The 14,522-nt window shown below is 70.0% G+C and carries 12 protein-coding genes and 2 tRNA genes; 10 read left to right on the top strand and 4 right to left on the bottom strand.

The window, feature by feature from the left end:
• Nucleotides 1-7 precede the first annotated feature (7 nt).
• On the top strand, nucleotides 8-688 hold the full coding sequence (locus ACI2LP_RS11045) for an AIM24 family protein (RefSeq protein ID WP_404724206.1): 681 nt from the start codon (nucleotides 8-10) through the stop codon (nucleotides 686-688).
• Nucleotides 689-707: 19 nt separating this feature from the next.
• On the top strand, nucleotides 708-1,463 hold the full coding sequence (locus ACI2LP_RS11040; protein ID WP_404724205.1) for an AIM24 family protein: 756 nt from the start codon (nucleotides 708-710) through the stop codon (nucleotides 1,461-1,463).
• 74 nt (nucleotides 1,464-1,537) lie between these two features.
• Here the strand turns inward: ACI2LP_RS11040 and ACI2LP_RS11035 are convergent, their stop codons facing one another.
• Both ACI2LP_RS11035 and ACI2LP_RS11030 read right to left on the bottom strand, forming a co-directional pair.
• Nucleotides 1,538-2,068 (bottom strand): NUDIX hydrolase, encoded by a 531-nt coding sequence (locus tag ACI2LP_RS11035; protein ID WP_404724204.1) that lies wholly within the window; start codon nucleotides 2,066-2,068, stop codon nucleotides 1,538-1,540.
• Nucleotides 2,065-3,507 (bottom strand): zinc-dependent metalloprotease, encoded by a 1,443-nt coding sequence (locus tag ACI2LP_RS11030; RefSeq protein WP_404724203.1) that lies wholly within the window; start codon nucleotides 3,505-3,507, stop codon nucleotides 2,065-2,067. The genes ACI2LP_RS11035 and ACI2LP_RS11030 overlap by 4 nt, the downstream gene beginning before the upstream one ends.
• 219 nt (nucleotides 3,508-3,726) lie before the next feature.
• Between ACI2LP_RS11030 and ACI2LP_RS11025 the strand changes: the two genes are divergently transcribed.
• The 4 genes from ACI2LP_RS11025 (at nucleotide 3,727) to ACI2LP_RS11010 (ending at nucleotide 6,938) form a co-directional block, all read left to right on the top strand.
• Nucleotides 3,727-4,854, top strand: a complete 1,128-nt coding sequence (locus tag ACI2LP_RS11025; protein ID WP_404724202.1) for an SDR family oxidoreductase — start codon at nucleotides 3,727-3,729, stop codon at nucleotides 4,852-4,854.
• Nucleotides 4,855-4,958: 104 nt separating this feature from the next.
• Nucleotides 4,959-5,417: a molybdenum cofactor biosynthesis protein MoaE gene (locus ACI2LP_RS11020; protein WP_404724201.1), complete on the top strand. Its 459-nt coding sequence runs from the start codon at nucleotides 4,959-4,961 to the stop codon at nucleotides 5,415-5,417.
• A gap of 141 nt (nucleotides 5,418-5,558) precedes the next feature.
• Nucleotides 5,559-5,729 carry a hypothetical protein gene (locus tag ACI2LP_RS11015; protein ID WP_360873484.1) on the top strand — a complete coding sequence of 57 codons (171 nt, stop codon included), beginning with the start codon at nucleotides 5,559-5,561 and terminating at the stop codon, nucleotides 5,727-5,729.
• A 120-nt stretch (nucleotides 5,730-5,849) separates the two neighbouring features.
• Nucleotides 5,850-6,938: a PDZ domain-containing protein gene (locus ACI2LP_RS11010; RefSeq protein WP_404724200.1), complete on the top strand. Its 1,089-nt coding sequence runs from the start codon at nucleotides 5,850-5,852 to the stop codon at nucleotides 6,936-6,938.
• 695 nt (nucleotides 6,939-7,633) lie between these two features.
• Here ACI2LP_RS11010 and ACI2LP_RS11005 read toward each other — a convergent pair.
• A complete protein-coding gene (locus tag ACI2LP_RS11005; RefSeq protein WP_404724199.1) occupies nucleotides 7,634-8,191 on the bottom strand; it encodes a PPA1309 family protein in 558 nt (185 codons plus the stop codon).
• A gap of 136 nt (nucleotides 8,192-8,327) precedes the next feature.
• On the opposite strand from ACI2LP_RS11005, the gene ACI2LP_RS11000 reads away from it, so the two are divergent.
• From ACI2LP_RS11000 to ACI2LP_RS10985, 4 genes are all read left to right on the top strand, one after another.
• Nucleotides 8,328-11,237 carry a UPF0182 family protein gene (locus tag ACI2LP_RS11000; RefSeq protein WP_404724446.1) on the top strand — a complete coding sequence of 970 codons (2,910 nt, stop codon included), beginning with the start codon at nucleotides 8,328-8,330 and terminating at the stop codon, nucleotides 11,235-11,237.
• Nucleotides 11,238-11,328: 91 nt separating this feature from the next.
• Nucleotides 11,329-11,402 (top strand) — tRNA-Met (locus tag ACI2LP_RS10995).
• A gap of 203 nt (nucleotides 11,403-11,605) precedes the next feature.
• The gene (locus ACI2LP_RS10990) at nucleotides 11,606-13,714 is read left to right on the top strand and encodes a sel1 repeat family protein (RefSeq protein WP_404724198.1); all 2,109 of its coding nucleotides are present in this window, start codon (nucleotides 11,606-11,608) and stop codon (nucleotides 13,712-13,714) included.
• A 97-nt stretch (nucleotides 13,715-13,811) separates the two neighbouring features.
• Nucleotides 13,812-13,885: transfer RNA gene (locus ACI2LP_RS10985), tRNA-Met, on the top strand.
• A 161-nt stretch (nucleotides 13,886-14,046) separates the two neighbouring features.
• On the opposite strand, the gene ACI2LP_RS10980 is transcribed toward ACI2LP_RS10985, so the two are convergent.
• A complete protein-coding gene (locus ACI2LP_RS10980) occupies nucleotides 14,047-14,463 on the bottom strand; it encodes a Fur family transcriptional regulator (protein ID WP_404724197.1) in 417 nt (138 codons plus the stop codon).
• Nucleotides 14,464-14,522: the final 59 nt, after the last annotated feature.

Raw genomic sequence — 14,522 nt, 5'->3', positions numbered from 1 at the left:
CCGAAGAATGAACCAGCAACTCGCGGGCTTCGCCCCGACCCCGATCGCGGCCCGGATGGAGAACCACGGCCGCGCCATGCTCAAGGTGGCCATGGCCGGCGGCCAGGACTTGTACGCACGCACCGGCTCGATGGTCGCCTACGAAGGCTTTGTGCAGTACGAGCCGAACCCGCCCGCCGTCCGCCAGATCGCCTCCCAGTGGGTGACCGGCGAGGGCGCGCCCATCATGAAGTGCTCCGGCGACGGACTGCTCTACCTCGCCGACTACGGCGCGGACGTCGTCGTCATCAACCTCAACAACGACTCGCTCTCGGTCAACGGCACCAATCTGCTGGCCTTCGACGCGCACCTGCAGTGGGGCGTCGAGCGGGTCAAGGGCCTGGCCAAGTTCGCCGGCCAGGGCCTGTGGAACATCGAGATCTCGGGCACCGGCTGGGTGGCTCTCACCTCGCGCGGCACGCCGATCGTCGTCGACTGCGGCCGTGGCGAGGACGAGACGTACGTCGACCCGGACGCCCTTGTCGCCTGGTCCCCGAACCTCAAGGTGAAGGGCAAGCGCAGCTTCAAGGCATCCTCGCTGATCGGGCGGGGCAGCGGAGAGGCCTACCAGATGGCCTTCTCGGGCCAGGGCATCGTCGTCGTACAGCCGAGCGAGGACAGTACCGACCGCCTGCGGATCCGGAACTGAGGGGGAGCGAGAACACACCATGCAGAGTCCGCTTTTCAGCTACACGGAACAGCAGTCGCAGGACCGGTACGTCGTGCAGAACCCGCAGCTCCTGCGGGTCTCGCTGGCCGGCCACGACGACATCCTCGCCCGCAAGGGCGCCATGGTCGCGTACCAGGGTCTTGTCGACTTCGACGGCGAGTACCAGACGAACAACCAGCGGCGGGCCCGCGCCAACACCGGCGAGGGCCTGGACCTGATGCGCTGCTCGGGGCAGGGCACCGTCTACCTCGCCAACCTCGCGCAGTACATCCACGTAGTGGATGTCGACCAGGACGGCATGACGGTCGACAGCGCCTATGTGCTGGCGCTCGACTCCACGCTGCACACCGAGGTCATCGCGGTGGACAGTCAGTACGGAATCTCCGGCTCCGGCAAGTACCAGCTCAATATCTCAGGCCGGGGCAAGGTCGCCCTGATGACCTCGGGCCAGCCCCTGATGATGCAGGTCACGCCCGACAAGTACGTCAATGCCGACGCCGACGCGATCGTCGCCTGGTCCTCCTCCCTGCGCGTGCAGATGCAGGCGCAGACGCACTCTTCGGGCGTACGGCGGCGGCGGGGCAACACCGGCGAGGGCTGGGAGCTGAGCTTCCTCGGCCAGGGCTTCGCGCTGGTGCAGCCGAGCGAGGTCATGCCGCCACAGAGCGCGGAGATCGGGCAGGGCCTGCGCGCGCAGTACGGCATGGGCCAGCACGGTGCCCACGCCCAGAACCAGAACAACGCCTGGAACTAGCAGGGCGTACGAGTAACACGGTGCACGAGTAAGGGGCGGCCTCCATTGAGGCCGCCCCTTACTTCATGCCGCGGCTACAGCGCCGAGAGCGCCGAGCGGGTGCGATCGAGGAGTCGTACGACCGACTCGTCGGCCACCCTCGCCACCTCGTCGTACGCGAACCAGCGCAGATCGAGCGACTCTTCGCTGATCTCCGCGACCGCCCCGGCCGGAGCCGGCGCCGCGTACTGCACATCGAGATGCCAGTGGCAGGGCGCCGGAATCGCATGCCGGTCAAGGCGCACCGGACCACCGGGCAGCAGGGTCAGCCCGCCGATCCCGGACTCCTCCGTCGCCTCCCGCAGCGCGGCATCCGCGAGCGTCGCATCACCGGGCTCGCAGTGGCCGCCCATCTGCAGCCACATGCCGAGCTTCTTGTGCAGCGTCAGCAGCACCCGACCGCGCTCCGGGTCGATGACCAGGGCGCTCGCCGTGACATGCCCGGTCTCACAGGACTTCCACATCCCATCCGGGTGCACTGCCAGATGGTCGAGATAGAGCTGCCGCAGCTCCTCCTGATCCTCGTAGCTCTTCAGTACGAGAACGGCGTCGTCGTGCAGGCTCACTTGTCGGTGTCGTCCTTCTCGTCCCCGTCGCCGTCGTCGGCCTTGTCGCCCTTGTCGAGCTTCGGCTTCCCGCCGCCTGCCGCCTCACCGAGCATCTTGTCCAGCTCGGAGAAGTCGAGCTGCTCACGGTGGACGAAGCCGTCCGGGTCGTCCAGATCCGTGGCGGTCGGCAGCATGTCCGGGTGCTCCCACAGGCCGTCGCGCCCGTCGACGCCCCGCGCGTCCGTGAGGGAGGCCCACAGCCGCGCTGCGTCCCGCAGCCGTCGCGGCCGCAGCTGGAGGCCGATCAGCGTCGCGAAGGTCTGCTCGGCGGGACCGCCCGAGGCACGCCGCCTGCGCAGCGTCTCGCGCAGACGGTCCGCCGAGGTCAGCCGGGTCGACGCGGCCTCGTGCACAACCGCGTCCACCCAGCCCTCGACCAGCGCGAGGGCGGTCTCCAGGCGGGCCAGCGCGGCCTTCTGCGCCGGGGTGTCCTCCGGCTGGAACATGCCCTGCTGGAGTGCCTCCTGCAGCTGCTCGGGGTGCGTGGGGTCGAGCTGGCCGACCACGTCCTCCAGCTTGCTGGTGTCGACCTTGATCCCGCGCGCGTAACTCTCCACCGCGCCGAACAGATGCGAGCGCAGCCACGGCACATGCGCGAAGAGCCGCTGGTGGGCGGCCTCGCGCAGGGCGAGATACAGCCGCACCTCCTCCTTCGGCACACCGAGGTCCTTGCCGAACGCCTCGATGTTCAGCGGCAGCAGCGCGGCCTTGCCCGCGGGGCCGAGCGGCAGGCCGATATCGGTCGAGCCGACCACCTCGCCCGCGAGCGCGCCCACGGCCTGTCCGATCTGCTGGCCGAACATCGCGCCGCCCATGGAGCGCATCATGCCGATCAGCGGGCCCGCCATTGCCTGCATCTCCTCGGGCAGCACATCGCCCATGGCCAGGCCGACACGCTCAGCGACCGGATCGACGAGCTGCTGCCATGCGGGCAGGGTCGCCTCGACCCACTCGGCACGGCTCCACGCCACGGCCGTGTTCGCGCCGGAGGGCAGCGAGGTCGCGCCGTCCAGCCACAGGTCGGCGAGGCGCACGGCCTCCTCGACCGCCGTCCGCTCGGCCGGGCCCACGCTCTCGTCCTTGGTGCCGTCCGGAGTGCCCTGGGAGACCGTCTGGCGCGCGATCTGCTTGGCCATGTCCCAGTTCACCGGGCCGCCCTCGAAGCTCAGCATCTGGCCGAGCTGCTGGAATGCCGCGCCCAGGTCGTTCGGGTTCAGGGAGCCGAACATCGCGGCGAACGGATTGTCCGCGCCCTGCCCGGAGCCGAAACCGAAGGGATTCGCCGGGGAGGGCCCGTCTGCGCCCTGGCCACCGCCGGCGGGATCCTTCTTCTTGCCCTCGTCGCCGTTCTCCGGCTCCTCCGGCGGAAGGCCGAATCCGAATGGGGTGTCACTCACGGGGTTCCTCGGCTCGTAGGGCCGCCGGCTTCCTGCCGGCGGCGAATGCCCGACAACACCACCAGCCTAAGCGGCTGCGGGTCTGCCGGAGTGGCCTCGACATCCGGGCCGCATATGGGCTCGGTGCTCCGCCGACTCCCGGCCTGCGGCAGGATGGACGCCACCTGGTACGTACGCGTCATTCGCTCACGTACTGAAGACAACCGCTGGAGACGCCTGGTGAGTTCCCCAGATCCGCAGGTTCGCGCAGCGCGAAACCGCTCAACCCAGACCGCAGGCCGCGGGTCGGCAGGCCGTGGTCCCGTCGTCGCGGTCACCGGTGCCGCCACCGGCGTCGGCGACCTGCTCACCCGGCGGCTGACCGCATCCGCGGAGGTCAAGCAGGTCATCGCGATCGACGAGCGCCGGGGTGAGGTCTCCGAGGCGCAGTGGCACGTTCTCGACGTACGCGACCCGGCGATCGCCGAGAAGCTGCGTGGCGCCGACGTGGTGGTGCATCTGGCGCTCGACCTCGACCTGGAGACCGACTCCGCCGCCCGTACCGCCTACAACGTCCGCGGCACCCAGACCGTGCTGACCGCTGCGGCGGCCGCCGGTGTGCACCGGGTCGTCCTGTGCACCTCCGCGATGGTCTACGGGGCGCTGCCCGACAACGACATCCCGCTGTCCGAGGACGCGGAGCTGCGCGCCACCGCCGAGGCCACGGGCGTCGGCGACCTGCTGGAGATCGAGCGCCTGGGCCGCCGTGGGCCGCGCGCGCACCCGGGGCTCAACGTCACGGTGGTAAGACCCGCCGTCCTGGTGGGCGGTACTGACACCGCGCTGACCCGCTACTTCGAGTCGCCGCGGCTGCTGGTGGTCGCCGGATCCCGTCCGACCTGGCAGTTCTGCCATGTCGAGGACCTGGTGAGCGCGCTGGAGTACGCCGCCCTGGAGAAGGTCGAGGGCGAGCTGGCGGTCGGCTGTGACGGCTGGCTGGAGCAGGAGGAGGTCGAGGAGCTCAGCGGCATCCGGCGGATGGAGCTGCCATCGGCGGTCGCTCTCGGCGCGGCGGCCAGGCTCCACCGGATCGGCCTCACCCCGTCCCCGGCGGGGGACCTCGCGTACACGATGCACCCCTGGGTGGTCAGCGTGAGCCGGCTCCACGACGCGGGCTGGCGTCCGCAGTGGACCAACGAGGAGGTCCTGGCCGCGCTGCTGGAGGAGGTGGAGGGGCGCCACACCGTCGCGGGCCGCCGACTCGGCCGCAAGGACGCGACTGCGGCGGGCGCCGCGGGTGCGACGGTGGCGCTGCTCGGTACGGCCGCGCTGGTGCGGCGTGCACGCAAGGCGCGGCGCCGTCTGTAGGCGGCCGTCCGGGAGCCGACTGTAGAAGGCTCCAACGCGTTGCGCCGGCGGCCGGTCGAATCCGCTATTGGGCGATGTCAGTGGCGTACGGCACGATGGATGGCATGGCAAGCAGGTACGACCACCCCGGCGAGCAGGCGGCGAAGGACCCCATCCGGCTGCTCGCGATCCGTGAGACCCCGCTCTCCGTCGACGAGGTCTTCACGGCCGTCGGCGACGACGCGTCGGGAGGCACCGCGCTCTTCGTCGGCACCGTGCGCAATCACGACGGCGGGGCGGATGTCGACACGCTCGGGTACTCCTGCCATCCCTCGGCCGAGGCCGAGATGCGCCGTATCGCCGAGAAGGTCACGGCGGAGTTCCCCGTGCGGGCGCTTGCCGCCGTCCACCGTGTGGGTGACTTGGAGGTCGGCGATCTGGCGGTCGTCGTCGCCGTGTCCTGCCCGCACCGCGGGGAGGCCTTCGAAGCGTGCCGGAAGCTGATCGACGACCTCAAGCACGAGGTGCCGATCTGGAAGCATCAGAAGTTCTCCGACGGCACGGAAGAGTGGGTCGGCGCGTAGGGCTGTCGCTGCGGGCTGAAACCCGGACGGCTGCCAAGCGCCCCAGTTTGCGTAACCGCACCCCTGCCATGAGCGTTGAACGTGCAGACACTAATCTGTTGATCACTCAGTTCTGCTGGCTCATGGTGTAAGGAGGCCGGGATGGCGGCACTCGCTTGGCTCCTCATTCCGCTTTTCGCTGCCGTCGGTGCCGCGATATGGGGAAGTTGGGCCTCACGGAACCGGACGACCGGGGATGTGGCCGAGCTTGCCGGCTATGCGCGGTTCCGCGACGCGATGGAGAAGGCGGGCTCCGGTACCGACGCCGTATGACCCGGGTGTGACCCGGCTGATCCGAGTGTGCCCCGGCCGCAGACCGTACGCAGCTGCCAAGTCGCCCGTACGAACCGGCCCCGACGGTCCTCCGACAGACCTGTCCCGTACTGTCGTTCCATGCCACGCCGCACCGCGACGATGCTCGCCTCCACGCTGATCTTTATTGCGCTGCTCTGCGCAGGGGTGTTCATCACAGTGCCGTATTCGGAGATGTCGCCCGGACCGACGGTCAACACCCTCGGCGCGGCAGGTGGTGAGCCGGTCCTCCAGATCTCCGGCCGCAAGACCTACCCGACGACCGGTCACCTCAATATGACGACGGTCAGGGTCACGGGCGCGGACTACAAAATGAACATCGTCGAGGCGGTCTACGGCTGGCTGGCCCACGACAACGTGGTGGTGCCGCACGACACGCTCTACCCGGGCGGCAAGACGGAAGAGCAGTCGACGCAGGAGAACGCGGAAGAGTTCACCCAGTCGCAGGAGAGCGCGAAGGTCGCGGCGCTGCAGCAGCTGAAGATCCCGGTGAAGACACGGGTGGTCGTCTCCACGGTCCTCAAGGACACGCCCGCCGAGAACCGGCTGCACGCGGGCGATGTGATCCGGGCGGTGGACGGCACGGCGGTGAAGGAGCCCGCGGATGTCGCGAAGCTGGTCGTGAAGCACAAGCCCGGGCAGAACGTCGTCTTCACGATCGTCCCCGCGAAGGATGCGGCCGCGGCGGAGAAGGCGGGCAAGGAGCCTTCGGGCACCGAGAAGGTCACGATCACCACGGTGAAGGCGGACAAGGACAACCGGGCGATTGTCGGCATCCAGGCCGGGACGGACCACACCTTCCCGTTCGGCATCGACATCAACCTGGCGGATGTCGGGGGTCCGAGTGCGGGCCTCATGTTCGCGCTCGGGATCGTCGACAAGCTGACGCCGGGGAACCTCACGGGCGGGAAGTTCGTGGCGGGCACGGGCACGATCGACGACAAGGGGAAGGTCGGTCCGATCGGGGGGATCGAGATGAAGCTGGTGGGGGCGCGGAATGCGGGGGCGCAGTACTTCCTGACGCCGAGTGAGAACTGCGCGGCGGCGGCGTCGGACATTCCGAAGGGGCTGACGCTGGTGAAGGTGAACACGATCGACGATGCGGCGAAGTCGCTGGAGAAGATCAGGTCGGGGGATACGGCGGGATTGGTGGGCTGCGGTAGGGGCTGACGGCGGGGGTTTTCCCCTGGCCCGCCCCTTCCCGAACTGGGGGAGGCCCCCAGGCCCCCTGGGAGCGGCTCGGCTGCGCTCCGCTTGGCGCTACGCGCCGAGGGCTCGGGGCTGCCTTTCGGCGCTGCGTCGCGCCTCTGCGAGGCTGGGGGTCGCCCGCTCGGGGCGCGGGCCCCGACTGGCGCTTCGCGCCGTACCCGGCCTGGTGTTTCACGCAGCACCTGGCCGGCGCTTCGGGCTTCCGCGGGCGAGTGCGGGCTTTCCCACCCGCCCGCCCTGTTTTCCTGGGGCACGGGGTGCCCCAAGGCCCCCGTGGCGCGGAGCTGCGCTCGCGCGGGACCCCGCTCCGCGAGGCTGCGCCCCCGCGCCGTGCGTTCGGCACCCGAGTTGCCGCCCCGCGGGTTCGTAAGGCTGCGCCCACGCGTTCGGCGTGGCTCGGGCCACCCCTGGGGGCCGTGGCTCGCGCTCGACCCCGCTCCGCGAGGCTGCGCCCCCGCGCCGTGCGTTCGGCACCCGAGCTGCCGCCCCGCGGGTTCGTAAGGCTGCGCCCACGCGTTCGGCGTGGCTCGGGCCACCCCTGGGCGCCGTGGCTCGCGCTCGACCCCGCTGCTCGCAGTCGCAGACGACCACCCCACAGCAAACCGCTGTACCCGGTCCCTTGCGACCGGGCCCAGCGGTGCCGTACGACGTCGCGGCTACGCCTCGAACGTTGCCGAGAGTGCCTCTGCCAGGCCCGGGACCAGGGACGCGCCCGTGAGGACCTCCGTCGGGGAGTCCTTTTCGCGCAGGCGCAGAGCCGATTCGCGGGTGCCGTCGCGGAGGACCGCGACCGTCATGCGGACCTCCTGGCGGTCCGGGTGGGACGCGACCCACTTGGTGAGGGCCTTGCCGGTGAGCCCGGCCGGGACCGAGGCCTCGGCCGAGGGCGGGAGCATCTGGCGCTCCACGGTCAGGGCGCAGCCCGAGACCGCGTCCGGCCAGGCGATCGTCGCCAGGAACTCGTCCAGCGGGGTGCCGGACGGGATCTCGTCCTGCTCGATCGGAGTCAGCGGCGCGGCCGCCTCCTCGCCGTCGAGGCCGAGCTGGGCCGCGAGGCCCGGCTCCTGGGTGCGTAGTTGTGCGGTGTCGACGAGCGCGAAGAGCCTGGCCGGCTGGTCCCAGCCGAGCCCGGACGCATACTCGTCGATTTCGAGCACCGCGCGGGTCAGTGGGCTCGCGGCCATGGGAGGGCCGGAAGAAGAAGCGTTGGACATGCCCAATATCCTGCCTCCTTCTGACCCCAGGACGGGAACTAGGTAAAGCCTCAGTAAGTTGCAGTAGTGGGCTCTACGATCGCGGGGCCCGTTTCACACGACCGCGAACTTCGAGGTGCGCACGTTGGCTTTCCAGATGCCGGACCGCGGCGGAGGCCCGACCGGGCCACGGATCAGAGTGGGCCGGCCGTCCCGGCGTGTCCGCACCCTGCTCATGACACTGGGCGTGCTGGCCGTGCTGGCCATGGCGTTCGTCATGTTCGCGGGGTTCTGGACCGACTGGCTCTGGTACCGATCCGTCCACTACTCCTCCGTCTTCACCACCACGCTGTGGACGAAGATCGGCCTGTTCGCCGTCTTCGGGCTGCTGATGGCCACAGCTGTCGGCGTGAACATCTGGCTGGCGCACCGGCTGCGCCCGCCGCTCAGCGCCATGTCGCTGGAGCAGCAGAGCCTTGACCGGTACCGGATGGGCATCGCCCCGTACAAGAAGTGGGTGCTCCTCGCGATCACCGCTCTGGTCGGGCTGATCGCCGGCGCCTCCGCCACCAGCCAGTGGCGGACCTGGCTGATGTGGGTCAACGGCGTGTCCTTCGGTCAGAAGGACCCGCAGTTCCAGATGGACGTGTCGTTCTACGCCTTCGACCTGCCCTGGTACCGCTTCCTGCTCGGCTTCGGCTTCGCTGCCGCGGTGCTTTCCCTGATCGTTGCCGCCCTCACGCACTACCTGTACGGCGGGCTGCGGATCACCAGCCCCGGCCCGCGCGCGACCGGCGCGGCCACCGGCCACCTGTCGGTGCTGCTCGGCTTCTTCGTCTCGCTCAAGGCCGTGGCGTACTGGCTCGACCGGTACGGCCTCGCGGTGAAGTCCAGCGACTTCAAGGCCACCGGCAACTGGACGGGCCTGCGGTACGTCGACGCCAACGCGTACCTCCCGGCGAAGACGATCCTCTTCTGCATCGCCGTCATCTGCGCCGTGCTGTTCTTCGCGACGCTCTGGCGCCGCACCTGGCAGCTGCCCGTGATCGGCTTCGGGCTGATGGTCCTGTCGGCAATTCTCATCGGCGGTCTCTACCCGGCGATCGTGCAGAAGTTCCAGGTCCAGCCGAACGAGCAGGCCAAGGAAAGCCCGTACATCAAGAAGAACATCGAGGCCACGCGTCATGCGTACGGCATCGACAAGGCCGCCCCGGAGGACTACTCCGGCAAGGGCGACCCCAAGCGCAAGGCCCAGCAGCGCGCGGCGGCGCCCTCGGCGGCCAGCTATCGACTTGTCGACTCGAACGTCGTCTCGCCCGCTTTCCAGCAGCTCCAGCAGGAGCGCAAGTACTACCAGTTCCCCGCGACTCTCGACGTGGACCGGTACACCGGCCTCGACAAGCAGCCGCAGGACACGGTCATCGGACTGCGCGAGCTCAACATCAGGGGCATCCAGAAGCGCAACTGGATCAATGACCACTTCACCTACACCCATGGCTATGGCGCGATCGCGGCCAAGGGCACGAGCGCCATCACGGACGCGGACAAGGGCACCGTCGGCTCGCCCGACTTCACCGAGTCCGGGATGCCGACCAGCGGCGCGCTCCCCACGTACGAGCAGCGGATCTACTACGGCGAGAAGACCGAGCAGTACTCGATCGTCGGCGGCCCGCAGAAGGAGCTCGACTACGAGGCGAGCGTCGGGCCCACCAAGTACACGAGCTACCAGGGCAAGAGCGGCGTCAACCTCTCCAACCCGCTGAACCGCGCGGCCTACGCCGTCGCCTTCAGCGAGCCGCAGATTCTCTACTCGGGAGCCGTCGGCGAAGGCTCGAGGATTCTGTACAACCGCACGCCCAAGGAGCGCGTCGAGGCGGTCGCCCCGTGGCTGACCATCGACGGCGACGCCTATCCGGCGGTCGTCAACCACCGGATCCAGTGGATCGTCGACGCGTACACCACGACCAACGGCTACCCCTACGCCTCGCGCACGACACTGGGGGACACCACGGCCGACTCGCTGACCACCAATCAGCGCACGGTCGTTGCCCAGCAGAACCAGGTCAACTACATCCGCAACTCGGTGAAGGCCACCGTCGACGCGTACGACGGCTCGGTCAACCTGTACCAGTGGGACACCGAGGATCCGGTGCTCAAGACCTGGATGAAGGCGTTCCCCGGCACGGTGAAGCCCAAGAGCGACATCTCGCCGGCGCTGAAGGCCCATCTGCGGTACCCGCAGGACATGTTCAAGGTGCAGCGCGAGCTGCTCACCCGGTACCACGTCACCGAGCCGGCGCAGTTCTACAGCGGCTCCGACGCCTGGCAGGTGCCCGACGACCCGACGAACAAGGACACCAGCGCGGTTCCGCCGTACTACCTGAGCCTGAAGATGCCCGGGGACAAGGCGCAGAAGTTCTCGCTGACGACGACGTTCACGCCGGCCGGACGCCCCAACCTGGGCGCGTTCATGGCGGTCGACGCCGATGCCAACAGCGACAAGTACGGCACGATAAGGCTGTTGAGAACCACCGAGACCGTGCAAGGTCCACAACAGGTGCAGAGTGAGCTCAACGGTAATGACGACGTCGCCGAGTTCGTCAGAAACCTCAGAGGTACCGACTCGGACATCGAGTACGGCAACCTGCTCACCGTGCCGCTCGACGGCGGGTTCCTCTATATCGAGCCGGTGTACGCCCGCGGTGGCAGCGCGAACTACCCCCTGCTGAAGAAGGTCGCCGTCGCCTACGGCGGAGGCAAGCCGGTCTTCAAGGACGACCTGACGCAGGCGCTCGACGCGGTCTTCGCGCAGGACGGCGCCGCGCAGCCGCCGACGACGACACAGCCACCGGGCACCACCAAGCCGCCCGCGACCGGTGACGCCGCGCTTAAGGCCGCCGTCGCGGACGTCCTGAAGGCGCACGAGGACGCCGAGGCTGCGCTGGCGAAGGAGCCGAAGGACTGGGAGGCGTACGGCAAGGCACAGCAGGACCTCGACGCTGCGCTGGCGCGGCTCGCCGCGGCGCAGTCCACGCCGCCGAGCGGCACGGCCAAGCCCGGCGGCTGAGGGGCAGGGGGACTCGAGGGTCGCTGAAGGGCCACTGAGAGGGGGCTGGGCAGGCACCCTCCCGCGTCGTGATACGGTTGCAACACAACGACGCGGGGTGGAGCAGCTCGGTAGCTCGCTGGGCTCATAACCCAGAGGTCGCAGGTTCAAATCCTGTCCCCGCTACTGAAGATGAAGAGGGCCCGGATCCTTTGAGGATTCGGGCCCTCTTCGTGCGTATGTGCTGGCGATGGGAACTGCGTGCCGCGTGGGGCAAGTTGGCGTTGAGCGTGTTTGACTTATCCATCTGTGGGCATGTCGACAAAACGCTGAAGTGACCTTACTGGCTGCGGTATACCAGGTGTACGCGGGTTGCAGGTGGTGCGACGATGGAATTTATGGGGGACAGGGCAACTCTGTTGGAGACAGGGCGGTTTGTGCAGCGGCATGCCGGAAGCGTGATTGACGCGGCCAGTGCCGCTGCTGACGACGTCGTTGACAACGTTGACGGCGCCGGCCGCGGGGCCGGCGCCGACCAGGCGGAGACCTCGGTGGAGACCGCCGGGGCCGAGGCGCGCCACCGGCGCGCGGCCGACGGCGGCGACACCGCGTCGATGAGCGTGCTCGGCGCGCTGCTGCTGCGCCGCGGCGACCTCGACGGCGCCGAGCCCTATCTGCGTGCCGCGACGGCCGACGGCGACCGCGCCGCCGCCAACAATCTGGGTGTCCTGCTCCACCAGCGGGGGTATGCCGACGAGGCCGCCGGATGGTGGCGCATCGCCGCCGTCGCCGGTTCCGCGGCCGCGGCGCATGCGCTGGGGCGGCACTTCCGTGAGCGCGGCGACGAGCCCGCTGCGGAGTACTGGCTGCGCCAGTCCGCCGAGCAGGGGCATGCGCTGGGTGCGTACGCCCTCGCCGATCTGCTCGAGCACCGCAGCGATGTCGGCGCCGAGCGCTGGCTGCGCGCGGCTGCGGAACAGGGTCACCGCGAGGGGGCTTACCGGCTCGCCCGCGCGCTGGAGCGCCGGGCGGCGGAGGAGGCCCGCACGGGCGGCGGCGTGGGCCTGGTGATGGGCCACGCGGAGCCTGCGGCACGGGACGGTGCGGTGGCTGCGGCCACCGCTTCGGGTACCGGTGCGGGCGGAGTCGCCCCGGGCGGCGCCGCTTCGGCCGACGGTCCCGGCCGTGGTGTCTGCGCTGCTCAGGACGGCGTCGCTCGCGCTGCCGGTGCCCCTGCCCGGGGCGCCGCCGCGGGCGCGGCCGCCGACGCCGAGGGCGATGAGCTGTCCGTACTCGACGAGGCGGCGCAGTGGTACCGGCAGGCCGCCGCCCGTGGGCATCGGCGGGCCGCGCTGCACCTCGGCGCGATCCTCGAGAAGCGTGGCGAGCTGAAGGAGGCCGGTCGCTGGTACCTCATGTCCGCGAAGGACGGCGAGGCCCGGGCCGCGTGCGCGCTCGGGTTCCTGCTGCGGGACGCGGGGGACGAGGAGAGCGCCGCGGTCTGGTGGCTGCGTGCTGCCCAGGACGGCGACGGCAACGCCGCCAACGCCCTCGGCGCGCTGCACGCCGCCCGCGGCCAGCAGCAGACGGCCGAGCGCTGGTACCGGGCCGCGATGGACGCGGGCGATGTGAACGGCGCGTACAACCTGGGGCTGCTCTGCGCCGCGCAGGACCGTACGCCGCAGGCCGAGCAGTGGTACCGACGTGCCGCGTACGCCGGGCACCGCGAGGCCGCCAACGCGCTCGCCGTGCTGCTTTTGCAGGCCGGCGACGCGACCGGCGCAGAGCCCTGGTTCTCCAAGGCCGCCGAGGCCGGAAGCGTCGACGCCGCCTTCAACCTGGGCATCCTCTACGTCGGCCGCGACGACGACCGTACGGCTCTGAGCTGGTACGAGCGGGCAGCGGCCGCCGGTCACACCGAGGCTGCGCTCCAGGTCGGCATCGCGCTGCTCCGGGACGGCGACGAGCAGGCCGCGGAGCGCCATCTGCGCTGTGCGGCGGGCGGCGGCAGCGCGGAGGCCGCCTTCCGGCTCGCCACCGTGCTGGACTCCCGTCAGCCGCCACCGGGGCCGCCCGCGCTCGGCGAGCCGATGGCGGAGAAGAGCGAGTGCGAGGAGTGGTACGAGCGCGCGGCCGAGCAGGGGCACCGCCGTGCGCAGGTACGGGTCGGGATGCTTGCCGCCGCCCGCGGCGACATGACCGACGCCGCCCGCTGGTACCGGGAGGCCGCCGAGGCGGGCAGCCGCAACGGCGCGTTCAACCTCGGGCTGCTCCTGGCCCGCGAGGGAAACGAGCGCGAGGCCGCCCTGTGGTGGGCCCGTGCCGCCCGCGCGGGGCACGGCCGGGCCGCACTGCGCCTTGCGCTGCTCGCGGCGCGCAGGGGGGAGCTGACCGAGGGGCAGCGGTGGTGCGCGCGTGCCGTTGAGCTGGGTCCTGCGGAGGTGGCGGAGCGCGCGGCACGGCTGCGGGAAGCGCTGCACCAGGAGCTCACCGCGTAGCTCCGGGTCGGTCCAGGCCCGGCTCAGGGCCTGGTCAGGGCGTAGCGGATATTGATTTGCGCTGGTCGGCGGGGTGACGTAATGTTGTGTTCACCGACGCGGGGTGGAGCAGCTCGGTAGCTCGCTGGGCTCATAACCCAGAGGTCGCAGGTTCAAATCCTGTCCCCGCTACTCAGAGACGCAGGCCCGGATCCATCAGGATCCGGGCCTGCGTCGTATGCGCTGAGGGCGCGGTGGTGGTAACGCGAAGGGCCCGGCATCCAGAAGATGCCGGGCCCTTCGAGGCTCAATGCGTGCTCAGTGCGTGCTTGGTGCGTCCGAGACTTGGTGCGTCACGCCGACGCGCAGTTCGGGCAGGTGCCCCGGTACGTCACCTCGACGTCCGAGATCGTGAAGCCGTAGCGTTCCGAGTCCGGAAGGTCCGCCAGCGGGTTGCCCGCCGGATGCACATCGCGGATCGCGCCGCACCGGGCGCAGACCAGGTGCTGGTGCGGCTGGTGCGCGTTCGGGTCGTACCGCTTGGCGCGGCGGTCCGTCGAGACTTCCAGGACTTCGCCGAGGGAGACGAGCTCGCCGAGCGTGTTGTAGACCGTCGCCCGGGAGATCTCCGGCAGCCTCGTCACCGCTCGTGCATGTACCTCGTCGGCCGTCAGGTGGACGTGTTCACCGTCGAGGACCTCGGCCACGACACGCCGCTGTGCGGTCATACGCCAGCCGCGTCCGCGAAGTCGTTCCAACAGGTCACTCATGAAGACAAGCCTAACAGTGATAGGACCCAGGTCCCGAACGGGTGTGACTTTGGATGCTC

The sequence above is a fragment of the Streptomyces sp. NPDC019890 genome (assembly GCF_044903445.1).
In the GTDB taxonomy this organism is placed as follows: Bacteria; Actinomycetota; Actinomycetes; order Streptomycetales; family Streptomycetaceae; genus Streptomyces.
The sequence above is the reverse complement of the archived record's forward strand: the minus strand, read 5'-3'. Positions and strand labels throughout refer to the sequence as shown.

Coding starts and splice junctions, on each gene's coding strand:
- ACI2LP_RS11045 (WP_404724206.1), top strand. CDS start 8: ATGAACCAGCAACTCGCGGGCTTCGCCCCGACCCCGATCGCGGCCCGG.
- ACI2LP_RS11040 (WP_404724205.1), top strand. CDS start 708: ATGCAGAGTCCGCTTTTCAGCTACACGGAACAGCAGTCGCAGGACCGG.
- ACI2LP_RS11020 (WP_404724201.1), top strand. CDS start 4,959: ATGGCAAGCAGGTACGACCACCCCGGCGAGCAGGCGGCGAAGGACCCC.
- ACI2LP_RS11015 (WP_360873484.1), top strand. CDS start 5,559: ATGGCGGCACTCGCTTGGCTCCTCATTCCGCTTTTCGCTGCCGTCGGT.
- ACI2LP_RS11010 (WP_404724200.1), top strand. CDS start 5,850: ATGCCACGCCGCACCGCGACGATGCTCGCCTCCACGCTGATCTTTATT.
- ACI2LP_RS11005 (WP_404724199.1), bottom strand. CDS start 8,191: ATGTCCAACGCTTCTTCTTCCGGCCCTCCCATGGCCGCGAGCCCACTG.
- ACI2LP_RS11000 (WP_404724446.1), top strand. CDS start 8,328: ATGCCGGACCGCGGCGGAGGCCCGACCGGGCCACGGATCAGAGTGGGC.
- ACI2LP_RS10990 (WP_404724198.1), top strand. CDS start 11,606: ATGGAATTTATGGGGGACAGGGCAACTCTGTTGGAGACAGGGCGGTTT.
- ACI2LP_RS10980 (WP_404724197.1), bottom strand. CDS start 14,463: ATGAGTGACCTGTTGGAACGACTTCGCGGACGCGGCTGGCGTATGACC.